Raw genomic sequence first — 24,235 nt, forward strand, 5'->3', positions numbered from 1 at the left:
CATGAAGTCGTCGGCGATCAATGGCTACACGGCACCGTAGCGGTCGGTGTTTTTCACCACGACGCTGAACGGGTCGTTGTTGTGGCGCGCCAGCACCAGGAGCGGTTCGGTCGCGGTCAGATCGGCCAGGTCCGCGATTCCGCCGAGCCGGCGGACATCGGTGACGAGTACGAAGTCGTCGTCACCGATGAGCTCGGTCAGCCAGCGGGCGTTGGCCGCGGCCCGTTCCCCGTGCAGGAAGCACTGCGCGCCACCGAGTACGCCGAGGGTAAGGCACCCGCCGAGCAGGAAGACTGTTGTCCCCTTCGTCATGGTCAGCCGGGTGAAGACGGCGATGTCTTCGAGCAGGTCGCTGTCTGGACTCCACTGCGGGCCGAGCGCCAGATTCCCCAACTGCGGGACGACCAGTGGATCGTCCTCGCCCAGCGGGTTCGGGGCGAAGTAGAACGGAAGCTGAGGCAGAAACTCCCGGTACTTCGCGTTCCATGGCGGACCACCGACGACCACCAAGGTGTCCACCCCAGTGTCGAAGTACTCCGACGGGGAGAAGTCTCGGATGACCAAGTCCGGGTGCAGTTGGGTCAGGCGTGTGCGCACGTAGATGAGGCTGTCCAGATCGGCGAACTTGGCGTAACGCAGGTAGTTGCGGTCCTGCGGGCTGGCGAAGTATGGCCGCTCCTGCTCGGGGATCTCCGAGCACACGATGTCCACCCGCGAGGACTGCGCCAATCCCCAGAACCGGCGCAAGTCCTCACGCCAATCCAGGGAGTTGGTCGGACTCGGCGCCGGCATGCCACCCGGCATGTCCGCGGGGAGTTCCCCAGCGGCCGGTTGGCGTGAGGCTGGAACAGCGGTTCTGACGCTGGACATCAGGACCGAGGCGGGGGCAAGACCAGTCAGCACTCTGGCCTCGTCTGGCATCTGCAGTCCATCTGCGATCCGGGTCAGCACATCGATATCGCTGACCCGGCCGGCGCGCACCCCTCGGATCCAGTTGGAGATCTCCGAGCGGTCATGCTCGGTCAGCAAGGCGAGCTGGGTCTGAGTGCAGTCCGGGAACTGGCGCAGGTAGAGCTGGAACAGTGCGCCGACCTCATGACGGGCCAACGCGCTCTGGACATCGTCGGCGCGCCAGAAGGAGACCGGCACGCGCCCCGGATCGAAGGTCTTGCGTTTCGCCACCGGCGCTGCGCCTCCTAGGTTTCTGGCAGCGTACGTGAGATCACCCAGCGTTACTAGTCGTTTCGTGGTGGGCCCAACCCGTGACAGCGGCCCACGGGTCAGGCCGATTTCGCCATAGGTTCCCAGGCGCGAGTGTTGAGGCCGTGCCGTCGGTCATGTGCGAGGCGGGACACCATCAGATGGACCTGTTTGGAGGAAGCAACGATGCTCAAAGAGGTCACCGGCATCACCCGCGTGAAGATGCTCTACCTGCAACTGCAGTACCGCTGCAACTTCGTCTGCAAGACCTGCTTCCACGGTGAGCTGCTGAAGAGCACTGAGCGGTACACCACGGCCGAGGCGGTGGAGTTGGTGTCTCACTTCCAGCGCGAGTACGGCCTGGAGGCGGTGACGCTGCTTGGCGGCGAGCCGTTGCTGTACCCCGGCGTCGTTGAGGTGGCCCGGTTCTGCAAGGAGAGTGGGCTGACGGTGGAGATCTGCACCAACGGCCACCGCGGGTTCTTCGGCACGGTAAGGGAGTTGGCGCCGTACCTCGACAAGTTCCGGGTCTCCATCGACGGGCTGGCCGATGTCCACGACCGCATCCGGCAGCGGGGCAGCTTCTCCTCGGCGATCGACGCTCTCGACCTGGCCGCGGAGTTGGGCCTGGAGACCGGGGTCACGATGACGGTCACTCGAACCAGTATCGGGCAGGTCGTCGCTTTGGCCCGGCTCCTCGACCAGCACCGGGTGGGTGAGCTCAAACTGCACTGCCTGCGCCTAGTGGGCAACGCGCTACGGCACCCGGAACTGGAGGTCGAACAGGCCTCCAGGTACGAGGCGCTGCACGAGGAGATCGACACCGCCGGGCTACGGCTGCGGGTCGTCTACGACTCTGACCTGACACCCCAGCCGGCCATGGCCGCCTGCTCCAACCTGATCGCCGGCGACTGGCTGGACCGGATCGAAGCCGATCCCCGCGGCGGACTCACGGTGTCCTGCAAGGCCGTAGGCCGTGATGCCAACGCCTTCCGCTTCGACCAGAGCCTGCGCAGCGTCGTCTATGAACCCCACGCGCACGACGAGATCGCCGTCTCCATCCCCGACGTCGTATACATCGGCAACTGAGGAGCGGTGATGACATCGCCCCTTGGCGAACCGCGCTTCATCGTCCTCGAAGGACTTAGCGCGACCGGCAAGACCACTGTCGCCCCGCTGCTGGCCGACGCACTCGGCGCGGTGCTGCTGGACACCCTCAACGCCCGCTTCGAGCCCATGCGCCGCAACGTCGATGCCTCCCGCAACGTGATGGCGCGGATGAACTTCTGGATGATGGTGAACTACCTGGCCTCGGACACCGTCCGCGCCACGCTGGCCACCGGGCGCAGCGTGGTGATGGAGAGCTACTTCTACCGCACCCTGGCCACCCACGCGGCCATGGGAGTCACCCCCGTGCCCGAGATCGACTGGTCGCATGCCCGCCGACCCGACAACTCCTTCGTCCTCACCGTGGACGACGCCATCCGGCGCCAGCGGCTGGACGCTCGCGATGAGGAGAAGAACCGCAGCTACTGGTACCGGCTGGAAGCCGACAACATCCACGTCACCCGCAAGATCTACGCGGGCGCCAACATCGTCCCCGTTGACACCACAGGTCTCCGCCCCGACGGCGTGGTCAAGGCGATCGTCGACCTCCTGCCCGAAGGGATGGGCTAGCGATGAACGACACGGTGCCGAAGAAGGCGTTTGCCTTGGCCGAGACGCACGGAACCCCGCTGTTCTGCTACTCCGCCACCCGGCTCGCCGACGCAACACGGGCCTTCCGCGTCTTCACCGACGGCCTTCCGCTGCCCACCGAAACGTACTACTCCTACAAGACGAACTACCTGCCGCGGCTGTGCGAGGACCTCGCGAGCATGGGCATCGGCGCAGAGGTCACCTCCCTGCACGAGTGGCGGCTCGCCCGCTCCCTGCACCAGCCGTCCTCGATCCTGGTCAACGGCATCGGCAAGGCCGCCGGCCTGCTGCGCGCGGCCCTGGACGGAGAGCCCCCGCGCCTGATCAATATCGAGACCGACTCCGAGATCGACATCCTGTGCACCCGCCCTCCAGCCGCGCCGCCGGTACGAGTCGGCCTGCGGATCCGCGTACCTGGCCTGACCGGTGAGACCGGAGCCGACCCCACTGAGGGTTGGCAGCGCGGGGAGACAAAGTTCGGCTGGTCCAGCACCGGCGAGGCGATCCTCGCCGCCGCCAAGCGACTGGCCGCAAGCGACAACGTCATCCTTGAGGCGCTCCACCTGCACCTCGGCGGCCAACTCGTCGCCGCCACCACCTTCGAACGAGCCTTGGCCGGCGTCTGCGCCCTGCTCGACCGCCTCGCAGCGCTCGACATCAGCGTGACCAGCCTCGACCTGGGCGGCGGCCTGGCCTCCGGCTGGGTCGAGAAACGCCGCAAGGGGCCGCTGCTTCAACTGGCCCAGACGCTCGGCGTGCTGATGCAGCCCGCGGTGCAGAAGGCACCGGATCTGGCCGGCATCACCGCAGTCGTCACCGACTACGCCGCCCGTTTGCGCATGCGCGGGGTCGAACAGCTGCTGTTCGAACCCGGGCGCTACCTTGCCGAACCCGCCCTATCGGCCGTCGCTTCGGTCGTCGCCGTTCGCCACGACGACGACCGGAACACTGCGGTCCTCGATATCGGCACCAACGCCCTGCACTGCTGGCGCGGTGACGAGACCCGTCCCGTCCACATCGGACGTGTCCCGATCCAGGCCGAGCTCACCTACGAACTCGTCGGTCCTCTGTGCCATCGCAGTGACACCTTCGGCCGTGTCACCGTACCTGGACCGCTGACCCCGGGCACGCTGATCGGCCTGGACGCCGTCGGCGCCTACAGCCTGGGCGACTGGATCGCCAATGCCTGGGACCGGCCCGGCGTCTTCCACCTGGAAGAAGCGATGCCCCTGTGGCATCCGCAGGCGCCCGCCGAGATCTTCCAGGCGCCTATGGACCCCGTGGCACCCCAGCGAATCCTGTGAACGTCCAGGACTCCGGGCTCGAGGCCGCGCTGGTCGAGGCATGCCGCAGGGCCCTCGCAAACTGCCGCTATCCGCAGATCAACGTAGCTTCCGCGGTCTCGACGACTGACGGACGTATCTTCACAGCGGTGCAAGTGCGCTCCCGCACCTGCAGCCACTGTTCCACCTGCGCCGAACCAGTCGCCATCGGCATGGCCCTCGCGGCCGGAACCGACGACTTCGACACCTGCGTCGCCCTCCATCGCTCGACCGGCACCGTGCTGAGCCCCTGCGGAAGCTGCCGGGAACTCCTACGCGACCACGGCTTCCGGCACGTCATCGTCCACCTGGCCGACGGTCGCCCCGTCACGGCCACCCCCGACGAACTCCTGCCCTGGTCATGATCTCCATGGATGAGAACGGACCCATCCCATGCCCTTGACGGAAAGCCTCTGGCGGTCCACCCGCAGCTTCTTCCCGCTCTTCCAGCGCCAGCTCGAACTCGCCAACGCGCGGACCGTCTGCGTCGTCGGTGCCTCCGACGGCAAGTTCGTCCTGCCACTGGCGCGCAGCGGCTATCGCGTCACCGCCATCGACCGAGACCAACCCGCCCTCGAAGGTGACTTGCCAAACCCCGGCCTCCGTCAACGCCTCGCGGCCGAAGAACTCACCGACCGTGTCGACATCATCACTGGCGATGTACTGGATCTCGTAGACTCCCAAGCCCACGACGGCATCTGGACCAGCTGCTCCTGGCACTACTCGATCAACCACCGGCGCCCCCTGAAGGACTTCACCAATGCCCTGCAGAGCCTGTGCTCGGCCGGCGGGCTCCTGGGAGCTGAGTACATGATGCCCGTCGAACCCCGGCACGAGCAGATCGAGCACTACCTGGACGAAGAGGAGATCCGCGCCTACTTCCCCGGCTGGGAAGCGATCTGGGAGACCTACACCCCAGCCTTCGACGAGGCCCCGCATCCCGGACAACCCTCTTGGCACCGCCACCGGATGGGCCTGTTCATCGGCCGCCGCCAAAACGAGAGCCGACCCCGTCCCACCGCCTACTGACCGATCGAGATCCGTCCCACCAACTTCCCGGAGAGGCCACATCCATGCAGACCGAGTACGAAGCCCGCTTCCTCGCCATCGACGTCGACAAGACCATCACCGCCCTGCAAGATCTCGGGGCCGAGATCCACCAGCCCCGCACACTGATGCGCAGGGTGGTCTTCAAGAACGGCGACATCGCCGAGCGCGGCGGTTGGCTGCGGCTGCGCGACGAGGGACACCAAGTCACCCTCACCTACAAGCAGTCCACGGCCGACGAGTCCGCGATCGACACCATCCTGGAGGCCGAAGTCGTCGTCTCCGACTTCGACGGCACCCATCACCTGCTGACCGCGATGGGCTTCCAAGCGCTCCGCTACCAGGAGAACTACCGCGAGGAGTGGCGCCTGGGCGAACTGCGCTTCGACTTCGACACATGGCCCGACCTTCCGACCTTCCTGGAAGTCGAAGGCCCCAGCGCCGATTCCGTGGAAGAAGCCGCCGCGAAGCTGGGCCTGGACTTGGCGCACGCGGCCTATGGCAGCGTCGACGAGGTGTACGCGGAAGTGCTTGGTCGGGACATCCTGGCCGAGCCGCAACTGGTGTTCCCCGATGCCGCCGAGCTTGACCACGCCAGCCCGTCCTAAACCGCACGGCCATACCTGGGCCATGCTCGAACCTCCCAGGCCCAACACACCGCCGGGCCGAGTCCGCTTCGCCGAAGCGCTCGGCCAACCGCCCCGGCCCGGCGACGGTGAACCCTTCGAGGAGAACTCGCCGGCGTTCAGAGTTCAGTCCCGCCCTCATCTGCGAGGACCACGTCCGCCAGCTGCACACGCGGATACTCCGTCCGACGCCTGACTGGAACACTTCTCTGCCCGCGTCCGCTAGACCGACGACGCGCCGTGCACCCCGCAGCCTCCGCCTGTAAGCGTCGCGGTGTCCACTCCGTCCAGTCCCGCGAGCGCATGTCCCTTACCGCGCCCTTTGTACGGCGCCCATTCGGACAACTCTGGTGTCCGAATGGTGGATCTCGCTCTCGGGCCGCTGGTCGCGCAGTCTGGACGAGCAACGACGGGAACTCGACTCAAGGCGTCCCAGGACGTCCCCGACACATCCCCGGACAGGGTCGCACCGTCCACTTGCGTGCCCGCCAACGACCAGACAGGAGAGGTGGAAACCATGCGAAGCGCGAAGACCGGCCGGCAAAGGCTGCTCCGGACCAGCTGGCGAAACCGGTCACGGGGGTGGACCGCTGGCCCGGTATGTCCCGGACCGAGCTTCCGGTCATGGACTCCGCCGGCCCTCAGCTGGGCCTGCCCGCGAACCTCTCCCGCTGCGATGCGTAGCGACGACCACCCTGATCGGCGGTTGTAGGCGGGAGAGAGGGGCCGCGCTCGTCGTCCCACCGGCGCAGCCCCGACCAAGTCCCCGTCCAGGACGTGTCGTGCACTTGCTTCCTGGAGATTCCGGGTCGACTGATGGCGCTCGCCGCCCGACTCAGTCGCTGGTTTGCCGCCAGCCCCCAGACCGCCCGCTCGCCGTGGCACCCCCGACGCGTCGAGCGGGCACCAACACCTGCATTCACCGCTCCAGAATCCACCTCACCTTCTTAGGGACAGACACATGGCCAGGCTCCAGAACACGCAACAGCCACAGCAGCACCCCCTGGGCCAGGTCCGCGCCCAGCACGGCTGGAGCCTGACGGACCTGGTTAACCTGCTCAACGAGCGCCTCGGGGCAGGGCCTCCCACAAAGAAGATCTGGGCGTGGGAGAACCGCGCCGTCGTGCCCGGTGAGGACGTTCAGAGGGCTCTGGCTGCTGAGCTGGGTGTCCCGGTCGAACGGCTCCACACGGAGCCGTGGCCCACCTGGCTTCTCCTCGCCACGAGCAGCAACATGGCTCAGTTACCGGGCCACGAAGCCTGCACGGATGTGCCGGGCCAAGGGGAGCTTCCAACCATGTCGGACTGGCCTTCCTCCAGTCCCGGCATCGAGGGAACGAACCGCGGTAGCTGCCCTGCGGGCGGCCCGCCGAACGGGTCAAGTGCCGCCTCGTCCGCCGAGCTCCGAACAGATCGCCCTCACCCGGCTCGGCTCTACGATCTCTACCTTGGAGGCAAGGACAACTTCCCAGCCGACCGGGCTGCGGCCCGGGAACTGCTGGAGGTAGCCCCCACACTGCCAGTCACCGCGCAGCAGAACCGGCTCTTCCTGGCGCGCGCGGTGCGTTACCTCGCGCGCGCCGGTGTGCGGCAGTTCCTAGACATCGGCACCGGGATTCCGACGGCTAACAACACGCATGAGGTAGCCCAGGCCGAGGCGCCGGAGGCTCGCGTGGTCTACGTCGACAACGACCCGATCGTTTTGGCCCATGCCCGGGCGCTCCTGAGGAGCGAACCGTCTGGCCGGACCGCCTACATCCAGGCTGATCTGCGCGATCCTGCAGCGATCCTGGCCGATCCGATGGTCCGGCAGGTCCTCGACTTCGACCAGCCAGTCGCGCTGATGCTGATCGCGGTTCTGCACTTCGTCCAGGACGACGCGGACCCGTACGGCATCGTCGCCTCGCTGGTGGACGCCTTGCCATCAGGGAGTTTCCTGGCGCTGTCCCATGTGACTCCCGACTACGCCCCTGCGCAGTGGAAGCAGATCGTCGAGCTGTACAGGGAGGGCGGGATGAGCGCCCAGGCCCGGACCAGAGTGGAGATCGACGGCTTTCTCCAGGGACTGGAATTGGTGCCCCCTGGTCTGCAGGTGGTGTCTCGATGGCGCCCCGACCCGTCCAGTCTCACCGCAGCGACGAACGCCGATATCTCCTGCTACGGCGCGATCGCTCGAAAGCCCTGACAGAAACGCAGCAGCGCAGTCCTGACTGACGGTGCGTGCCAATCGCGCCTAGCCCGCCTCCCGTTCACCGTTGTTCCTTTGAGGATCTGATGGCATCTCACCTGCAGAGCACGGCCCTTGGAGGCATGGTCTTCTGCTCACTGATCGCGCTGCTGGTGGCGTTCCACTCGCAGCGCCTCGCCGCAGCAGCCCGCCGCCGGGCCGCCGACCTGGAGAAGGCGCTGCTCGCCGCGAACGGGCAGTCGCGGCCTCTTCTCACCGAGGATGTGGGGGCGCTGGCCACCGACCCGGATATGGCCGGCGCGAGCGTCGGTGTCCGCCAGCGCGCCGTCCTGTCACTCGTCGGGGCCATCCATGCGGAGCGCGCCCGGGTGGATGAGGCGCTCGCCGCCCTGACTGCGGTCGTCACTGGCCCTTGCACGGGTACCGGGAGGATGCGCTGATGCGCGCTGGAGAACCCGCTCGAGAGCGGGCCCGACCGGTGTACCATCCGGCAGGCCGTGACGACGCGCTGAGGGCCGCGCTGGAGGATCTTCAGGCCGGACGCTGGATGGCGACCCGTGAGCTGCTGTCGGAAACCGGCACGAACTGGGGACTTCGGAGCGCGCGCAGCCAGATCCTCGCTGCGGCAGCGGTGCGCTCCGACGTGCTGGGGGCTTGGCTGATGGAGGAGCCAGAGAGCGCGAATGCCGTGGTGATGCAGGCCCGGGTCGCGGTGGAACGCGCTTTGCGGGCCCACCGCCATGGCCGCGCGCAGACCGGGTCCTTGGAGCAGCGGGCAAGAGAATGGTGCTGGCGGGCTGCGCAGTTGGCACCGCAGGACCCGGTGCCATGGGTGTGCCTGTTAGCCCTGGCCCAGGTCGACGAGCAGCAGGCGCGGCCGGAGCACTATGCCGCCTCGCCGGAGCGTCTGCTGCCGCCGGGCCCGTGGGGACTGCTGGGTGAGGCGCACCGCCTTGATCCTTGCAACCGAGAGGCGTTCCACCGGATGCTGCGGTTTTGGCTGTCGCGGCCGGGCGGGTCGGTGGGGGCGTCGATCGACTTCGTGCGGTGGGTGGTGTCGTGGGCGCCCGTGGGGTCGGCGTTGCTGGTGCTGCCGTTGCACGCCTATGCGGAGCACTTCCGCCGGCAGCGGGAGCGCGTCCCGGCGGACCCGCTGCTGCGTCGGCTGTGGACGCGTGACCACATCGCCCGCGACGCAGAGCGGGCTCTGCATCTGTGGTTCGACGAGACAACGTCTCAGCCGCGCTTGGCACTTGATCTCAACCACCTGGCGCACGCCTTGTCGGCCGCGCATCGACCTCAGGATGCCGCCCGGGTGTTCGATGCGATCGGCCCGTACGCGACACGTCTGCCGTGGGCTCATATGGCTGATGATCCCGCCCTCGCCGAGCGGGAGTTCGCGTGGGCGCGCTCGCAGGCGTGGGCGGCCGTCGCCGCCTCCGGCGGCCGGCCCTGACACAAGCCCGCCTGCTTCTTCCTTGCCCGTTCCCGAGTTCTCGGAAGGTCTACCGATGTCCCACACGATCAGGTCAGCCGCAGTTCCCCCGGACGACAACGCAATCTTGCGGAGGCTGGGCTATGAGCCCCAACTGGCGAGGCGCATGGGGTCGTTCGGGAACTTCGCCATCTCCTTCTCGGTGATCTCCGTGCTGTCCGGCTGCATGACCCTGTACGGCTTCGGGCTGACTACCGGCGGGCCGGCGGTGATGCTCTGGGGCTGGGTGGGTGTCGGGTTGATGGTGATGTTCGTCGGGTGGGCGCTGGCGGAGGTCACCTCCGCCTACCCGACCTCCGGGGCCCTGTACTACATGGCCCACCAGCTCGGCGGCCCACGATGGGGCTGGTACACCGGCTGGTTGAACTTGCTTGGGCTGCTGGGTGCGATCGCCGGGATCGATTACGGCGCCGCCCAGTTCACCGGAGCCCTGTTGAACCTCCAGTTCGGCTTCGTCCCCAAAACGGGCTCTCTGATGGTCATCTACATCGTCATCCTGGCAGTGCACGCCGCGTTGAACCTGTTCGGAGTGCGGCTGGTGTCCCTGCTGAACTCGGTGTCGGTGTGGTGGCACCTGGCCGGCGTCGCATTGATCGTCGCCTTCCTCACGGTGGTTCCCTCCCACCACCAGTCCGCCGGCTTCGTATTCGGGCACTTCGCCAACACCACCGGCTGGTCGAGCCCGCTCTACGTGACCGCTATCGGCCTGTTGTTGGCGCAGTACACCTTCTCCGGGTACGACGCCTCCGCGCACCTGTCGGAGGAGACCACACACGCGCAGGTCAGCGCCGCTCGCGGGATTGTCCGCTCCATCTGGGTCTCGTGGATCGCCGGACTGGTGCTGCTGGCCGGCATGACCTTCGCCATCCAGGACTACGCGGGCACCGTGGGCAGCGCGACCGGGGTACCGCCGGCGCAGATCTTCCTCGACAGCCTCGGGACCGGCGGTGCGAAGCTGCTGCTGGTCGTGGTCATCGTGGCCCAGTTGTTCTGCGGCAACGCCGAGACCGCCGCCGCATCCCGGATGGTGTTCGCCTTCTCGCGGGATGGTGCGCTGCCCGGCTCGGCGTGGTGGCGTCGGGTGTCGCGCAACGGCACGCCGACCCGCGCGGTGTGGCTGTCGGTGGTCGCCGCGCTGGTGCTCGCCCTGCCGTCGCTGTACTCGCCGGTCGCCTACGGGGCGGTCACCGCAATCAACGTCATCGGCATCACCCCCGCCTACGCCATCCCCATCTACCTGCGGCTGCGCGCTGGGCGCCGCTTCACGGCGGGCCCGTGGAACCTGGGCCGCTGGAGCCGGCCGGTCGGCGTTGTCGCCGTGCTGTGGGTGGCGGTGGTCACCGTGCTGTTCTGCCTGCCCCAGACCAACCCGGTCACGGTGGACTCCTTCAACTACGCGCCGATCGCACTTGTGGTGGTGCTGGTCCTGGCCACCGTGTGGTGGTGGGCCGCCCGCCGCTCCTACATCACGCCCGTGTACGCCAGCCCCGAGATGTCCGAGCTCGAGAGTGAGGTCGTGTGAGCATGGAGCAGTTGCGCGCGCTGGTCGGTGCCGGTCGGGTGGACACCGTGCTGCTGGCCGTGGCCGACGGCCAGGGCCGGCTCAAGGGCAAGGAGTACGACGCCCGGTACTTCCTGGACCGTCTCGCCGACGGGGACGGCGTCGCGGAGATGTGCGCGTACGTCTTCGCCACCGATGTGGACATGACCCCGCTGAAGGGTTTCGCCCTCGCCTCCTGGGAGTCCGGCTACGGCGACGTGCGCCTTGCCCCGGATCCGGGTTCCGCGCGGCTGACGCCCTGGCTGCCCAGGACCGCCCTGGTGCTCGCCGACGCTCTCGGGCCTGACGGGCAATTGCTGCAGGTTTCGCCGCGCTCGATGCTGCGCCGGCAGCTCGACCAACTCGCCGCCCGCGGCATGCAGGCCCGGGTGGGGCTGGAGACGGAGTTCGTCCTCTACCACGGCACCCTGGGCGAACTTGCCGATGGTGGCTACCGGGATCTGCGCCCGGTGACGTGGGACAACCGCGACTACGCGCTGGACCACCCGAGGGTGCTGTCCGCCTTCTCCCGCAACCTGCGTGCCGGCCTCGCGAAGGCGGGCCTGCCGGTGGAGGCGGTCAAGACCGAGGGGGCACCCGGCCAGGTCGAGGTCACCTTCCCCTATGGGGAGGCGCTCGCCGCGTGCGACGGGCATCTGTTGTTCAAGCACGCCGTGCGCACGACCTCCGAGCGGCACCGTCTCGCGGCCACGTTCATGGCCGCGCCCAGCGATGGAGTGGGCAGTGGACTGCATCTTCACGTGTCGTTGTGGCGCGGGGATCAGGCGCTGTTCGCCGGCCCCGGCCACGGTGGCGAACTACCGGAGCTAGCCGGGCAGGTGGTGGCGGGACTGCTGGATGCCCTTCCCCACCTCGCCCCGCTGTACGCCCCGACCGTCAACTCCTACAAGCGCTACCAGCCGCACTCGTTCGCCCCGACCCGCTACGCCTGGGGATGGGACAACCGCGGCTGCGCGGTGCGGGTCGTCGGCCACGGCACGGGGCTGCACCTGGAGGTCCGCCTGCCCGGAGCGGACGCCAACCCCTACCTGGCGCTGGCCTCCGTACTGGCAGCAGCCCAGCACGGCATCGACCACGACCTCAAACCACCGGCGCCATCCACCGGTGACGCCTACCAGGACAGCGCCGCCCCACCGGTCGCGCCCACGCTCCACCACTCCCTGACAGCGTTCGAGGGAAGCCGGCTCGCGGCCGAACTACTCGGCGAGGAGGTCGTCGCCCACTACGCGCGCGCCGCCCAACGCGAGCTGGACGTCCACCGCGTGCGTGTCACCGATGTCGACCTGTCCAGGGGCTTCGCCCAGACCTAGCCCACCCCGAGCCCCAGCCCGCCGCCCGCAAGCCCTCGTGTTCCGTGAGGAATGATGTCGTCTCCCCTGCCTGGACCCGCCCATCCGCTGCACGCCTCACCCCGGAACGCGCTGACGGTGCGGGCACTGCTGCGCCTGGTCGCCCTCGCCGCCTCGCTCGCCTGCGCCACCCTGGTCGCGGTGTGTGTGACTGTCCTGTCCCACGAGGCGACAGCGCTTACGGCGGGACGACGCGGAGCAGTGGCGGCGGGCCGGGGGCTTCGCCACGACGCGTACCTGGTGGCCGGAGCCGGCTCCCTCCTCCTGGTGGTCGTCCTGGTCGTCCTGCTCACGGTGAGCGGTGCCATCGTGCGGCGCGCCCAAAGGACACAGACGATCGCGCTGGCTGTCGCCCAGCACCAGCTTCCGGAGCTGATCCGGCGTCTGAAGCACGGGGAGGCAGTGGACACCAGCGCGCTGCCCAGGCCAACCGGTCACGGTGATGAGTTCGGCGTCATCTCCGACGCCCTGGCACGCCTGGCCCAGCTCGCCGGCGACTCCGCATACACCCTCTACCGCGAGCGGGACGGCTTCGACCGGTTCGCCATGTCGGCGGCCACCCGCTCCCTGGTCGCGGCCGACTTCGCACTCGAGGGCCTGGAAACGCTGCAGCACCGCCCCGGCTTCGACGCGGCCACGAAAAACGATCTGGCCGCCGTCGACCACCGCCTGGTGCAGCTGCGCCGACAGTTGGAGAACCTGCTGCTCCTCACCGGCGGCACCATCCCCCACCCCCACACCCAGCCGGTGCCCGTCGGCAACCTTCTTCTCGATGCCATCGGCGAGGTCACCGACCGCTCGAGAGTGCGCCTGGACTTCGGGGCGGAGGGCGCAGTCATACCCGAGGCCGCCGGAGCCCTCACCCACCTGCTCGCGGAGCTCACCGAGAACGCCCTCGCCTACTCCGCCCCGCACCTGCCCGTCATCGTCCGATCCGCGCCCACTGGCAGCGGGATCGCCTTCGAGGTCGAAGACCGCGGCAAGGGTCTTACGCCCGAGGCCCTCGACGAGCTGAACCGCCGTCTGCAAGTAGCCCCGCTGTTCGCCGAACTCGCGGACATCCAGCAACTGGGCCTGTTCGTCGTCGGCAAGCTCACCGTCCCATTCGGCCTGTCGGTACGGCTGCGCCCCTCCGACTTCGGCGGAGTATCGGCCCTCGTGCTCATCCCCGACCGCCTACTGACTCAACCGGCAAGCGCCGAGCCCGCCCCGCCACCGCCCGCGGCCGCGGCCGCGGCCGACCGAGCCGACCACACCGCGCCCTCACTGCCCGCCGTACCGGCCGAGCAACGCCCATCCCTGTCCCTGGTCACCGCCTCGCCAGGCCGGCAATTGACAACTGACGGCCTGCCCCAACGTGTGCCCGGTGCCAACCTCGCCGCACCGCTGCGCCAGCCCGCACCAACCGACGAGCCCCGGGTGGGCGGCTACGGCATCGACGATCGCAGCGCCGAAGACCTGTCCGACCTGTTCGCCCACTTCCCCACCCCTGGAGAGTGATCCATGAGTAACGTCGCAACGCTTCCCAACAGCGTCCCCGAGACCGTTAACGACCGCAGCTACGACATGCTCCGCAACAGTCTCGCCAGCATCCCCGGCGTGCTGAGCCTGGTCCTGCTGTCCAACGACGGCCTCCCCCAGGCCGCCTACGGCGTCAGCACCGAGGAGGCGCAGCGCATCACCGCGGCCTGCTCCGGCATGGCCAGCCTGTCCACCGCACTGTCCGCAGACGTGGACGGCCGGCAAGTCCTGCACACCGTTGTGAGCATGCAGCAGCGCACGATCGCGATCACCGCGTGCGGGGCCAACAGCACCTTGTTCGTCGCGCTCGAGGCGTCCGCGCCCGTCGGCCTGGCCCTGGGCGAGATCGTCCGCAAGGCCCGCGCGTACGCGGAACAGATGAGCACCCGGCCCCGCCCGGACCTCACCGCCGGCTGATGCCCGCCAGCCGCCGTACCCGCCTGTTCGCCCTGGTCCCCGTCCCCTCCGCTGCCGGGCCCCCGCTGGCGATGCACTCCTTTGTCACCGCCGCCCCCAACGCGCAGCCGCGAGGGCTGCCCGCCGAGTGGCGGGCAGCCCTCGCCATGTGCGAGGCGCCGCGGGCGGTGGCGGAGATCGCCGCCCGCCTGGGCCTGCCCCTGGTCACGGTGATCGCCATGCTCACCGAACTGGCCGACCGCGGCCTCCTGCACCACCAACCCCCGATGACCGAACACCAGGCAGCCGATGTCACCTTTCTCCGCCGCGTCCGAAGCGGCCTCCAAGCCCTCTAGCTCCAGTCCGCCCCCGCAGACGAAGATCCTCATCGCGGGCGGCTTCGGCGTCGGCAAGACCACCTTCGTCGGCGCCATCAGCGAGATCACCCCGCTGCGAACCGAAGAGCGCCTGACCGTGGCGGGTATCGGTGTCGACCCGGTGACCGCCGAGGCCAAGACGACCACCACTGTGGCGCTGGACTTCGGGCGGATCACCCTGGATGCCGCCACGCTCCTGCTGTTCGGCACCCCGGGCCAGGACCGGTTCTGGTTCATGTGGGACGACCTGTTGCGCGGCACGATCGGTGCCGTCGTCCTCATCGACCCGCGCCGTCTGGAGACGAGTTTCGCCGCCGTGGACTTCTTCGAGCAGCGAGGCACCCCATTCGTGGTGGCGGTCAACTGCTTCCAAGGCGCCCGGCCCTACACCGAGCCACAGATCCGCACCGCGCTCGTACTCAAAGACCCGAACACCGCAGTGCTCATGGTCGACGCCCGCGACCACGCCTCCGTGCGGGCGGTGCTCGTCGCCCTGCTGGACCAACTGATCTCCCGTGCCCCGTTTCCCGCGGCGCACCAGAACGCGCCATCCGTCCACCGGCGAGCGCCAGCCCCGCCGAGCGCCAGAACGTGAGGGCGGCTACCGCCCCAGGTCATATGGTCGCCCATCGCCGTCTTACCGCGCCCGCCAGATCTTCCCACCGCACATGCTCTACAGAGGAGTTGAACGACACCGTGGCACGTGAGACCCCCGTGTACAGCGGGCCGATCCGCCTATCCGCTCCCCACCTGGTCGGTATCACCGAACCCGGCATGCCAGGGCTTGCATGGCTGCTGGTAGAGCGCGGCAGCCGCGTGTCCGGGTCCGCCACCCAGGACAGCGACGCTGCCGCAGCGCTCGCCAAGGCCGGCGCCCGGATCGTGCTCGGCAACGACCGCAGCCACGTCCGAGCGGACATGTCGGCACTGGTCTGGAACAGCTCAACGGCCAGCACAGGACCGGAGCGCGAACGGGCCGAGGAGATGCGCCTGCCTGTCCTGCAGCGCGACGAGGCCCTGGCGATGCTCGTCGACTCCGCACCAGCCTCCGTCACAGTGGCCGGCAGCCACAGCACCACAACCGCGGCGGTCATGCTCACCAGCGCACTGGATCACCGCAACCCGTCCTGGGTGCTCGGCGCCCCACCGGCAGGCAGCGTCGCCGGTCACCACAGCGGCGGCGATCTGCTGATCGCCGACCTCGGCCCGGGCGAAGATGACGGGCCCCGGCCCGAGGCCCGCTGCTTCCCGACGGTCGCACTCATCCTCAACGCCACCGCCACGCCGGCGCACCACCAGGACCTCGACGACGTCCTTGACGAGTTGGAGGCTCTCGCCCGACGCAGCAGCACCGTGGTTCTACCCACCGACGACCCCGGAGCGTGCGCGCTGGCCGACCGGCTGGCCAAGCGATCCGGCCCCCGCGTGATCACGTTCGGCGAGGCGCATGACGCGGACGTGCGCGTCGTGCAGGTCGTGTGGGACGGGACGGCCAGCCATGTGACCGTGCAGGACGCCGACAGTTCCTGGTACACCGTCATCGTGGCGATGCCCGGGCGACACAACGCCCTGGCCGCCGCTGCCGCCTTCGCCGCCGGCCGCGCGCTCGGCGCAACGGCCGCAGACCTGGCCGCCGGCATCTCCACGCGGTTCAACGGCATCGAACGGTCCCTGACCGTGCTGGGCCGCCAGGCCGGAATCACCGTGGTCGACTCACTCGCCCGTCACCCCGCGGAGATCGCCGCCGACCTCAAGGCCGCGCGGATGCTCACGGAGGGGAACGTCATCGCCGTGTTCGAGCCGAGCGGCTTGGCACGCACCATGTCACTTGGCCTCGAGATGGGCGCCCAACTCGCTGCGGCCGACGACGTCGTGCTGCTGCCGGTCCACGCGCCCCAACCCGCATCGAACCCGGAGGCCGACACAGGAACCGCAGCCATCGCCCGCGCCGCCACCCTCAATGGCATGGCCGGCCACGTGCACGCCTGGCACACGTGGCACGCCACCAAAGTCGGCAGCGGCGTCGAGGAACTGATCGCCTCACTGGCCGAACGCGGCGATCTGGTCGTCATGATGGGCAGTGGAGCGGTCGAACGGCTCGGACCCCGTCTGCTGTTCCACCTCGGCTCACCCGCCACCCCCATCCCGGCCGACCTGTAGGTGCGGCATGTCAACCCACGGGATTCCGGGAGACAGAAGAGCCAGTCACGGCCCCGCATCCTCGCACCGCTCGACCACGCCATCTGCCAACCTTGGAGAGAGCCACACGGCCGAACACCAGCCCGGTCAGCACTGGCAAGGGCTCGCGTCCATGGCCAGCAACTCGCCGCTGTTTTACCGAGGTTGGCACCATCGAGTGACCGCCGGACTGACACGCCGAGCAACACGGCCAGGCGCTGACAGGATCAGGCGCACCCGATCCCCCGGCACCCGCCGCAGCACCGAGTGCACCGTCGGCGCGCCGCTCCATCGTCTTCGTCCCCTCTGTGTCGTGAAGGAGATTTCAGTGCCGCACCAAACGGTCATCGGGGTGCACTTGGTGCTCGTCGAGGAGGACCAGGTCCTGCTGGGCAGACGCAGAAACACGGCCTACGGCGAAGGGTGCTGGCACGTCCCCGCCGGTCACCTCGAGCAGGGCGAATCCGTCGCGGCCGGCATGGCGCGCGAGGCGCGGGAGGAGCTGGGCATCGACATCGACCAGGCCGATCTGAAGCTGGTCCATGTCCTGCACGACCTCGACGCAGACGACGGTGCGGGACGGCTGCAGTTGTTCTTCACCCCCGCCAAGTACACCGGCCAAGTGGAGAACATGGAGCCGGCCAAGTGCGGCGACCTGCGGTGGTGGCCACTGGAGGCGCTGCCGGAGCCAGTCATCGACTACACCGTCCAGGCGCTGGACGCCATCGCAGTGGGCCGCGCGCTGTCGGTGCGGGGGTTCCCGGCGTGAGCGGCCACCATGGCGAGGGGACGGGGGTTCCGGAGGGCGTCGCCCGCCTGCTGGGCGAGGTGGTCGGAGAGTTCCGTCTGCGCGCAATCCGCTCCCGCAACCGTCATGGAACCCCGGTGGTGTGGGAGGTCGAGGACCGTAATGGCCACGGTTGGTACGCCAAGCGGCACAATAACCGGCTGATGTTCGACCGTGAGACCCGCGCCTACGACGAGTTCGTCCCGGCGCTCGGTGCGCGCCGAACGGCCCGGCTGGCCGGCCGTAACCCAGAGGGTCTGCTGATCGTCACCCGCGCGGTGAAGGGACTTCCGCTGTCCGTGGCCCAACTGGACCCGGTGCTGGAGCGGGAGGCCTACCGGCAGGCCGGGGTCCTGGCGGCCCGGCTGCACGGGCAGCATCCGCCGGAGGATGCCGTGCACGCGCCGACGCCCTGGGATGTCCAGCGCCGCCGCGCCCTGGACCTGGCCCTGGACCTCGCGCTTCCGGCCGAGGACGTCGCCGTGCTCGCCGCCGCCACAGCCGCACCGCCACCGGTGCTGCCAGTGGCGGTGTGCCACGGCGACTACAGCCCGCGCAACTGGCTCGTCGAGCGGGCAGACGCCGGTCTGCGCCTGCGGGTCATCGACTTCGAACGAACATCCGTCGAAGAACCGGTGCGCCACGACCTCATGCGCGTCCTCTACCAGCTCACCCCAGGGCGGCCCGCCCTGCGCGAAGCGTTCTTCGACGGCTACGGCCGCACCCTGTCCGCCGAGGAGGAGTCGGCATGCCGGGGATGGGCGGCGATCGACTGCCCATCCGCGCTCAAGTGGGCCAGGGAGCACCAGGACAAGGAGATCCTCGCCTACGCGAGAACGGCGCTCGACCTGCTGCGCTCTCCACGCGCCGCCCACTGACCCTCACCCCGCCACCCGCCGCGAAGCGGGCGGCGGTGCACGCGTTGCCCATCACCCGGCGCCCGGCCGGGTGCCACTACGAGCAAACGGGGATCGGATGTCGCACACCACCGCGCCACAGCAGGAACAGGAACTGGAGAGCGAGGAGAACGAGGAGGCGCTGCGCTGGCAGATGGCCGGCGACAACCGGATCGCGGCCGGGCAGAGCATGACCACGGGCGCGATGGTGCGCCGGCTGCCGGAGTTGATGCGCCGCGCCCTCGCGTTGGGCTGGCAGATCGATCGTACGGCGCTGGTGGTGCTGCTGACGTGCCAGGTCGTCTCGGGGGTTCTGGGGGCGTTCGGGCTGCTGGCCACGACCCGGACGCTGACGGCGCTGATCGCCTCCGGCCACATCGGTGAGCGGTTGCACCAGGCGGCTCCGTCGCTGGCGGTACTGGCGGTGGCGGCCGGAGCGCGGGCCGTGCTGGCTGTGACGGTATCCAGCCTGTCCCAGCGGATCGGCCCGAAGATCTCGCGCCAGGCCGAGCTGCTGATGCTGGACGCCGGGTCGAACGCGGAGCTTGCCGCCTACGACACCCCCGGGTTCAACGACCGGGCCGATGCGGCCGACCGGGGCGCGGACATCTCCCGGGACCTGCTGCCCGAGACGCAGAGCATGATCGCCTCCAGCCTGTCCCTGATCGCCGCGGCGTCCGTGCTCGCCGTCCTGCACCCGCTCCTGCTCGGGCTCCTGCTGCTCGGCGCGATCCCCCGCGCGCTGGCCTCGGTGCGCTCAGCCCGCATCAACTACCTGGCGATGCACGGCTCCTATGACGACCGCCGGCTTCTCAACATGTTGCGCTGGTACCTGATGGACAAGACGGTCGCCGACCAGGTCCGCTCCGACACGATGGCCGACTACCTGCTGACCCGCTACCGGGCCGCCGGTAAGCGGATCGACGAGAGCAACGACCGGGCCGTGGGACAGTCCGCGCGGATCTCCCTGATCGGTTCCGCAGCCTCCGGCGTCGGCGCGGGCGTGCTGTGGCTGGCGCTCGGCTGGCTGCTCGCGGACGGGCGGATCTCGGTGGCCTCGGCGGGCACCGCCGTCATCGCGGTGACCTCCAGCGCCCAGGCGATGCAGGGCATCATCGGCTACGGCACCGACCTCTACCGCACGGGCCTCTACCTCGACCACTGGACGACCTTCGTGGACGAGGCCGCCGGGCGGCGCCTGGCGCGCGGCACCATCAAGCCGTCCGCCCCGTCGGTGATCGAACTGAAGGGTGTGAGCTTCACCTACCCGGACGCCGACAAGCCCGTCCTGGACGGGGTGGACCTGACGGTCCGGCGTGGGGAGATCATCGCCGTGGTCGGGGTCAACGGCGCCGGGAAGTCCACCCTCCTCAAGCTGCTGTGCGGGCTGAACCTGGCCACCAAGGGCCAGGTGCTGTGGGACGGCGTCGACATGAACGACCTCGACGCGCAAGCGGTCTGGCGCCACACCGCGGTGGTGCCGCAGAGCTTCGCCCGCTGGCCCGACACCGCGCGGCAGAACATCCAGCTCGGCCAGCCCACCGAGCGCGGCGACGAAGCGGTGATGGACGCCGCGAAGGCCGCCGGCGCGGATGAGGTCATCGCCACTCTGCGCTCGGGCCTGGACACCCTGCTGGCCCGCGAATGGTGGGGCGGCGTCGCCCTGTCCGGCGGCCAGTGGCAACGCATCGCGGTAGCCCGCGGCTTCCACCGCCGCGGTGGCCTGCTCGTGCTGGACGAGCCGACCAGCGACCTCGACGCCCGTGGTGAGCGGACCATCTTCGACGGCCTGCGCGAGGCCGCCGCCGGCAACGCAGTCATCCTCGTCACCCACAACCTCGCCAACACCAGCGTCGCCGACCGCATCATCGTCCTCGAAGACGGGCGCATCACCCAGCGCGGCCATTTCGACGAACTTGTTCACCAGCCCGGCCTGTTCGCTGATCTGTGGCAGCTCTCCCAGGACCGCCGACCTGTACCAGCACCGCGCAGCGCACCTGACAACGCCACCACCAGCCACTGACCGCACGGCCCCAAGGGAGCAAACGCGATGATGACCAGCCGACTCGCCGCATCTGTGATCGTCCACGACCAGGACACGGAGCGGGTCGTCACCATCCATTACGCCGCCCGCAGTTGGAACCCCGGCCCGGCCTGGACGACGCCGGGTGGGAAAGTCGACCCGGGAGAACCCGCCGATCGGGCAGCGGCCAGGGAGCTGCTGGAGGAGACCGGCCTGATCGTGGACCTCGCGGACCTGCGGCTCGTGCACGTCGTCCACGTCGCCGAAGGCTGGGACGGCGTGGGTGAGTTCGTCCTGTTCGTGTTCGCCGCCACCCGCTGGACGGGCGACCTGGTCAACAACGAGCCGACCAAGCACATCTCAGTCGGCTGGTCCGACCTCCACGACCTGCCCGAGCCGATGTTCCCAACCAGTGCCGCCGCCATCGCCGCCTACCGCGATGGCGGCCCGCTGTTCGCGGCCTCTGGCTGGCCGGTCTCCGAGACCCGCGAAGGCGCTACGGCGTGAGCCGGGAGGACGAGATCGTCGCGCTGCTCGCCGCGCACCACGGCCTTCCCGGCGCCGTCGTCGAGCGTGTGCCGCTGGGCACCGAGACCGACAACTACCAGGCCACCAGCGTCGGGCTGCGGTTCTTCGTGAAGGCATATCGGCCAGGCACCGACCTGACCGAGACGGCGGCAGGCCTGGAGGCGTCCGACTTCGCCCGCCGGGGCGGCTGCCCGATCCCTGCTCTGCGCCCGGGCCGGCACGGCAGCCTCCTGACGGCGGCCGGCGGGCTGGCTGTCAGCGTCTGGGACTGGATCGAGGCCGCTCCCGCCACCGGGCCGCTCGCCCCTGCCGAGGGTGCCCAGATCGGGGTGATGCTAGCCCGCTTGCACCAGCGCCTGGCCGCCTACCCGCACCCCGGCCGGTTCCGGCCCACCTCCGAGCCCTGGTGGTGCCGGGACACCGCGCCCGTCCACGACCTCGGCCGGCGCATCCTGGCTGCGATCGACGCCCTGCCCACACCGACGAAAGCCGACCTGCTCCACCATGAGCGGGTCCGTCAGCGTCTGGAAGACCTCCGATTCGTGCCGGCCCTTCAGGCCGGCCTGCCGCCGGACCTGCCGATGCAGTTGGTTCACTGCGACGTCACGCGCCCGAACCTCCTGTTCGCCGCTGGCGGCGACCTGGCAGCGGTCGTGGACCTGCGTGGTCGCGTCCTGCACCCGGCGTGGGAGGTCGGCCGGATCGCCTACGACCCGCTCACCGTCGCCACCTCATCGAACTGGCGCACCTTCGCCAACAGCGTGGTCGCCGCGTACGCCGAGCACGCCCCGCCCGCCGCGCTGGCCCAACTGCACTTCTCCGCGCGGCTGACGCTGCTGCAGGCCCTGCAGACCTGGTTCGGCCTGGCCGACACCTACCTTCAGCCCACGACCGGTGCCGACCCCGACGGGATCCGCTACTGGAACAACCGCTACGAGATGAGCCGCGAACTGCTGCAGCACCTACCGACGATCGAGGACGAACTCACCGACCTGCTCGGCCCAGTCACCACCCGACCCACCAACTGAGACGAGGACCGCACCATGGACAGCTTCTTCAACACCGTCACCCACCGCTGGCCAGAGGGCCGCGAGGACTACCACTGGCACATCCTCCCCCCAGCCGGCATCCGGAACGCGCTCTTCGAGTCCTACAAGAACCTGACGCTCCGTGAGAACCTGGCCCCGGTCCAGCCCGAGTGGTACCACGTCACGCTGCTGCACTCCGGGCCCGTCAGCGAGATCACCGACGACGAGATCGCCGCGATCACCGAGCAGGTCCGCAAGCAGTGCGCCACCATCGCCCCGTTCGACCTCACCCTGGACCGCCCGAGCGTGGGCACCGTCGCTCTCGAATGCGCTGGACGGCCCGGCGAGCCGGCCCGCCGCCTGTGGGAAATCACCGCCAAGGCCACCGCCGCCGTCACCGGCGAGCGCTTCCCGCTCATCCCGCCCGTCTACTACCCACACGCGTCAATCGCCTACGCCACCGGGCCGGTGCCGGACCGGCGGGACATGAAGGCATGGCTCAGTGACTGCCCGACGCAACCGGTCACGTTCACCGCCGAGAATATCTCCCTGGTCGCCCAGAGCCACGACGGCCGCGAGATCACCTGGCGGCACGTCGCCTCCGTCCCCCTCGGTACGGCATCGTGACCCCGCCCGGGAAGCACCTGCCAGCCACCGGCGGGCCGCGAGACGGGGAGTGCTCGGCTCGCCCGTCCCTTATCCCGGCCGCGGTCCTCCTGACGGCAGCTGCCCTCACAGAGGGAGCGCCGTTGCGTGGAGAGGCGGCATGCCGCTCGTGAAGGAACTCATTTCCGGCGCCTCCGGATCCGCCAGTGGCAACCAGCGCACGCTGCGCGTCGGCTGGTTCGGCTCGAGCATCATGGAGCACTTGGAGGCCTGTAACTCCCAGTTGGTAAATCAGTCCGGCTTGCCGCCGATCGGCACGCCGGTCACGGTCGAGAGTTGGCAGCGGCGCGGCTACGTCCACCGCGTGCACCTCTCCCTGCAAGCTTCCTGGCCGCACGTCGCCTTCGAGTTCGACAACCGCGCGCGGGGCGGCGCCACCAGCCGCGACATCGAGCAGATCGTCTGTCGGGCCACCGAGACAGAAGGCGCCGGCTACGACCTGGCATTCGTCTCCTGCGGCATCAACGATGTCTGGCGCCGCTTCCAAGGCCGAGAGGCCGAGACGGTGAACGCTACTGACTTCACCGCGCACTACACCGCGATTCTCCGGCGGCTCGCGGCCTGCTCCCGGATCGTGGTGTGCGTCTTGGAGACCCCGTTCGGGCCCATCGCGGACCGAGCGACTGTCGAGGCCATGAACCACGAGCTCAACCGCTTCAACTGCATCGCTGCCTGTGCCGCCGAAGCCGCCGGCGCCCTCGTCCTGGACCCCTGGCAACCGTTCGTTACCGCCTCCCAGCAGCTCACCGCCGGCCCCGGCAACGATCTTCCGGCCGGGCTCTGGAGCGACGGCGTCCACCTCAGCGACCTCGGCGACACCCTGCTACTCCACCAGGTCGAGAAGTTCCTCGCCGACCACCGCACCATCGAACAGCTCCTCACCGCTCCGCACCTCGAACACGAGGCACCGCAAGCGGCTACCGACCTTCCTCAGCTCCTCCAGCGGGCGCTGGAGATCCACGCGCTCTACGACGATCTGAACCAGGCCAAGCGCGGACGGGTATGGAGCCGCGAGGAGTTCGTGCTCGGCTTCGTCGGGGATGTCGGCGACCTCGCGAAGATCGTGATGGCCCAGGAGGGAGCCCGTGACGCCCAGGGCGGACAGGCTCTCCTCGAGCATGAGTTGGCGGACTGCCTGTGGTCGGTCCTGATCCTCGCCCACCTATACGAGGTCGATCTCGCCAGCGCCATGGCCCAGACGATGGACCAACTGGAGAAGTCCATCAGGTCGCAGCTCGACAGAACTTCCCACGACTGACGTCACCAACGCCGCGAGCCCAGGACCGCCTGGGCGATCGCACGCCCCGGCGCCGCCACCGCGACGTCCCTCCCTTCCCGACTTCCGAGGA

General features: G+C 69.2%; 24 protein-coding genes. 23 read left to right on the forward strand and 1 reads right to left on the reverse strand.

Annotation, left to right across the window (positions count from 1 at the left end; genetic code table 11):
• Positions 1 to 24: 24 nt before the first annotated feature.
• Positions 25 to 1,182: a hypothetical protein gene (locus tag ABH928_RS15025; protein WP_370066323.1), complete on the reverse strand. Its 1,158-nt coding sequence runs from the start codon at positions 1,180 to 1,182 to the stop codon at positions 25 to 27.
• 204 nt (positions 1,183 to 1,386) lie between these two features.
• On the opposite strand from ABH928_RS15025, the gene ABH928_RS15030 reads away from it, so the two are divergent.
• From ABH928_RS15030 to ABH928_RS15140, 23 genes are all read left to right on the forward strand, one after another.
• Positions 1,387 to 2,289: a radical SAM protein gene (locus ABH928_RS15030; protein ID WP_370066325.1), complete on the forward strand. Its 903-nt coding sequence runs from the start codon at positions 1,387 to 1,389 to the stop codon at positions 2,287 to 2,289.
• 9 nt (positions 2,290 to 2,298) lie between these two features.
• The gene (locus ABH928_RS15035; RefSeq protein WP_370066327.1) at positions 2,299 to 2,877 is read left to right on the forward strand and encodes a hypothetical protein; all 579 of its coding nucleotides are present in this window, start codon (positions 2,299 to 2,301) and stop codon (positions 2,875 to 2,877) included.
• A 2-nt stretch (positions 2,878 to 2,879) separates the two neighbouring features.
• Complete coding sequence (locus ABH928_RS15040) at positions 2,880 to 4,202, forward strand: hypothetical protein (protein WP_370066329.1); 1,323 nt, start codon at positions 2,880 to 2,882, stop codon at positions 4,200 to 4,202.
• On the forward strand, positions 4,199 to 4,585 hold the full coding sequence (locus ABH928_RS15045; protein WP_370066331.1) for a cytidine deaminase: 387 nt from the start codon (positions 4,199 to 4,201) through the stop codon (positions 4,583 to 4,585). Before ABH928_RS15040 ends, ABH928_RS15045 begins: the two co-directional genes overlap by 4 nt.
• Positions 4,586 to 4,613: 28 nt before the next feature.
• Positions 4,614 to 5,249, forward strand: a complete 636-nt coding sequence (locus tag ABH928_RS15050) for a cyclopropane-fatty-acyl-phospholipid synthase family protein (RefSeq protein WP_370066333.1) — start codon at positions 4,614 to 4,616, stop codon at positions 5,247 to 5,249.
• A gap of 44 nt (positions 5,250 to 5,293) precedes the next feature.
• Positions 5,294 to 5,875, forward strand: coding sequence for a class IV adenylate cyclase (locus ABH928_RS15055; RefSeq protein ID WP_370066335.1), 582 nt, complete (start codon positions 5,294 to 5,296; stop codon positions 5,873 to 5,875).
• A gap of 979 nt (positions 5,876 to 6,854) precedes the next feature.
• On the forward strand, positions 6,855 to 8,078 hold the full coding sequence (locus ABH928_RS15060; protein WP_370066337.1) for an SAM-dependent methyltransferase: 1,224 nt from the start codon (positions 6,855 to 6,857) through the stop codon (positions 8,076 to 8,078).
• Positions 8,079 to 8,167: 89 nt separating this feature from the next.
• Positions 8,168 to 8,521 carry a hypothetical protein gene (locus ABH928_RS15065; RefSeq protein ID WP_370066339.1) on the forward strand — a complete coding sequence of 118 codons (354 nt, stop codon included), beginning with the start codon at positions 8,168 to 8,170 and terminating at the stop codon, positions 8,519 to 8,521.
• The gene (locus tag ABH928_RS15070; protein ID WP_370066341.1) at positions 8,521 to 9,537 is read left to right on the forward strand and encodes a hypothetical protein; all 1,017 of its coding nucleotides are present in this window, start codon (positions 8,521 to 8,523) and stop codon (positions 9,535 to 9,537) included. The genes ABH928_RS15065 and ABH928_RS15070 overlap by 1 nt, the downstream gene beginning before the upstream one ends.
• Positions 9,538 to 9,592: 55 nt before the next feature.
• The gene (locus tag ABH928_RS15075; RefSeq protein ID WP_370066343.1) at positions 9,593 to 11,098 is read left to right on the forward strand and encodes an amino acid permease; all 1,506 of its coding nucleotides are present in this window, start codon (positions 9,593 to 9,595) and stop codon (positions 11,096 to 11,098) included.
• Positions 11,099 to 11,100: 2 nt separating this feature from the next.
• A complete protein-coding gene (locus ABH928_RS15080) occupies positions 11,101 to 12,447 on the forward strand; it encodes a glutamine synthetase family protein (RefSeq protein ID WP_370066345.1) in 1,347 nt (448 codons plus the stop codon).
• A gap of 54 nt (positions 12,448 to 12,501) precedes the next feature.
• Positions 12,502 to 13,986: a sensor histidine kinase gene (locus ABH928_RS15085; RefSeq protein WP_370066347.1), complete on the forward strand. Its 1,485-nt coding sequence runs from the start codon at positions 12,502 to 12,504 to the stop codon at positions 13,984 to 13,986.
• Positions 13,987 to 13,989: 3 nt separating this feature from the next.
• A complete protein-coding gene (locus ABH928_RS15090) occupies positions 13,990 to 14,424 on the forward strand; it encodes a roadblock/LC7 domain-containing protein (protein ID WP_370066349.1) in 435 nt (144 codons plus the stop codon).
• Positions 14,424 to 14,759 carry a DUF742 domain-containing protein gene (locus ABH928_RS15095; RefSeq protein WP_370066351.1) on the forward strand — a complete coding sequence of 112 codons (336 nt, stop codon included), beginning with the start codon at positions 14,424 to 14,426 and terminating at the stop codon, positions 14,757 to 14,759. The genes ABH928_RS15090 and ABH928_RS15095 overlap by 1 nt, the downstream gene beginning before the upstream one ends.
• Complete coding sequence (locus ABH928_RS15100) at positions 14,713 to 15,375, forward strand: ATP/GTP-binding protein (RefSeq protein WP_370066353.1); 663 nt, start codon at positions 14,713 to 14,715, stop codon at positions 15,373 to 15,375. The genes ABH928_RS15095 and ABH928_RS15100 overlap by 47 nt, the downstream gene beginning before the upstream one ends.
• 23 nt (positions 15,376 to 15,398) lie before the next feature.
• Positions 15,399 to 16,940: a Mur ligase domain-containing protein gene (locus tag ABH928_RS15105; RefSeq protein WP_370066355.1), complete on the forward strand. Its 1,542-nt coding sequence runs from the start codon at positions 15,399 to 15,401 to the stop codon at positions 16,938 to 16,940.
• A 346-nt stretch (positions 16,941 to 17,286) separates the two neighbouring features.
• Positions 17,287 to 17,727, forward strand: coding sequence for an NUDIX domain-containing protein (locus tag ABH928_RS15110; protein ID WP_370066357.1), 441 nt, complete (start codon positions 17,287 to 17,289; stop codon positions 17,725 to 17,727).
• Positions 17,724 to 18,623 carry a phosphotransferase family protein gene (locus ABH928_RS15115; RefSeq protein ID WP_370066359.1) on the forward strand — a complete coding sequence of 300 codons (900 nt, stop codon included), beginning with the start codon at positions 17,724 to 17,726 and terminating at the stop codon, positions 18,621 to 18,623. The genes ABH928_RS15110 and ABH928_RS15115 overlap by 4 nt, the downstream gene beginning before the upstream one ends.
• Before the next feature lie 97 nt (positions 18,624 to 18,720).
• On the forward strand, positions 18,721 to 20,664 hold the full coding sequence (locus ABH928_RS15120) for an ATP-binding cassette domain-containing protein (RefSeq protein ID WP_370066361.1): 1,944 nt from the start codon (positions 18,721 to 18,723) through the stop codon (positions 20,662 to 20,664).
• A 27-nt stretch (positions 20,665 to 20,691) separates the two neighbouring features.
• On the forward strand, positions 20,692 to 21,171 hold the full coding sequence (locus ABH928_RS15125) for an NUDIX domain-containing protein (RefSeq protein WP_370066363.1): 480 nt from the start codon (positions 20,692 to 20,694) through the stop codon (positions 21,169 to 21,171).
• Entirely contained in the window at positions 21,168 to 22,220 is a 1,053-nt protein-coding gene (locus tag ABH928_RS15130; RefSeq protein ID WP_370066365.1) for a phosphotransferase enzyme family protein, read from the forward strand. The genes ABH928_RS15125 and ABH928_RS15130 overlap by 4 nt, the downstream gene beginning before the upstream one ends.
• A 15-nt stretch (positions 22,221 to 22,235) precedes the next feature.
• Positions 22,236 to 22,847 carry a 2'-5' RNA ligase family protein gene (locus tag ABH928_RS15135; RefSeq protein ID WP_370066367.1) on the forward strand — a complete coding sequence of 204 codons (612 nt, stop codon included), beginning with the start codon at positions 22,236 to 22,238 and terminating at the stop codon, positions 22,845 to 22,847.
• Positions 22,848 to 22,986: 139 nt separating this feature from the next.
• Positions 22,987 to 24,144, forward strand: coding sequence for a GDSL-type esterase/lipase family protein (locus tag ABH928_RS15140; protein ID WP_370066368.1), 1,158 nt, complete (start codon positions 22,987 to 22,989; stop codon positions 24,142 to 24,144).
• The last annotated feature ends 91 nt before the right edge of the window (positions 24,145 to 24,235 follow it).

Origin of the sequence: Streptacidiphilus sp. MAP5-3 (assembly GCF_041262505.1) — a bacterium.
Classification (GTDB): domain Bacteria; phylum Actinomycetota; class Actinomycetes; order Streptomycetales; family Streptomycetaceae; genus Streptacidiphilus.

Coding starts and splice junctions, on each gene's coding strand:
- ABH928_RS15030 (WP_370066325.1), top strand. CDS start 1,387: ATGCTCAAAGAGGTCACCGGCATCACCCGCGTGAAGATGCTCTACCTG.
- ABH928_RS15035 (WP_370066327.1), top strand. CDS start 2,299: ATGACATCGCCCCTTGGCGAACCGCGCTTCATCGTCCTCGAAGGACTT.
- ABH928_RS15040 (WP_370066329.1), top strand. CDS start 2,880: ATGAACGACACGGTGCCGAAGAAGGCGTTTGCCTTGGCCGAGACGCAC.
- ABH928_RS15050 (WP_370066333.1), top strand. CDS start 4,614: ATGCCCTTGACGGAAAGCCTCTGGCGGTCCACCCGCAGCTTCTTCCCG.
- ABH928_RS15055 (WP_370066335.1), top strand. CDS start 5,294: ATGCAGACCGAGTACGAAGCCCGCTTCCTCGCCATCGACGTCGACAAG.
- ABH928_RS15060 (WP_370066337.1), top strand. CDS start 6,855: ATGGCCAGGCTCCAGAACACGCAACAGCCACAGCAGCACCCCCTGGGC.
- ABH928_RS15065 (WP_370066339.1), top strand. CDS start 8,168: ATGGCATCTCACCTGCAGAGCACGGCCCTTGGAGGCATGGTCTTCTGC.
- ABH928_RS15070 (WP_370066341.1), top strand. CDS start 8,521: ATGCGCGCTGGAGAACCCGCTCGAGAGCGGGCCCGACCGGTGTACCAT.
- ABH928_RS15075 (WP_370066343.1), top strand. CDS start 9,593: ATGTCCCACACGATCAGGTCAGCCGCAGTTCCCCCGGACGACAACGCA.
- ABH928_RS15080 (WP_370066345.1), top strand. CDS start 11,101: ATGGAGCAGTTGCGCGCGCTGGTCGGTGCCGGTCGGGTGGACACCGTG.
- ABH928_RS15085 (WP_370066347.1), top strand. CDS start 12,502: ATGTCGTCTCCCCTGCCTGGACCCGCCCATCCGCTGCACGCCTCACCC.
- ABH928_RS15090 (WP_370066349.1), top strand. CDS start 13,990: ATGAGTAACGTCGCAACGCTTCCCAACAGCGTCCCCGAGACCGTTAAC.
- ABH928_RS15095 (WP_370066351.1), top strand. CDS start 14,424: ATGCCCGCCAGCCGCCGTACCCGCCTGTTCGCCCTGGTCCCCGTCCCC.
- ABH928_RS15100 (WP_370066353.1), top strand. CDS start 14,713: ATGTCACCTTTCTCCGCCGCGTCCGAAGCGGCCTCCAAGCCCTCTAGC.
- ABH928_RS15105 (WP_370066355.1), top strand. CDS start 15,399: ATGGTCGCCCATCGCCGTCTTACCGCGCCCGCCAGATCTTCCCACCGC.
- ABH928_RS15120 (WP_370066361.1), top strand. CDS start 18,721: ATGTCGCACACCACCGCGCCACAGCAGGAACAGGAACTGGAGAGCGAG.
- ABH928_RS15125 (WP_370066363.1), top strand. CDS start 20,692: ATGATGACCAGCCGACTCGCCGCATCTGTGATCGTCCACGACCAGGAC.
- ABH928_RS15135 (WP_370066367.1), top strand. CDS start 22,236: ATGGACAGCTTCTTCAACACCGTCACCCACCGCTGGCCAGAGGGCCGC.
- ABH928_RS15140 (WP_370066368.1), top strand. CDS start 22,987: ATGCCGCTCGTGAAGGAACTCATTTCCGGCGCCTCCGGATCCGCCAGT.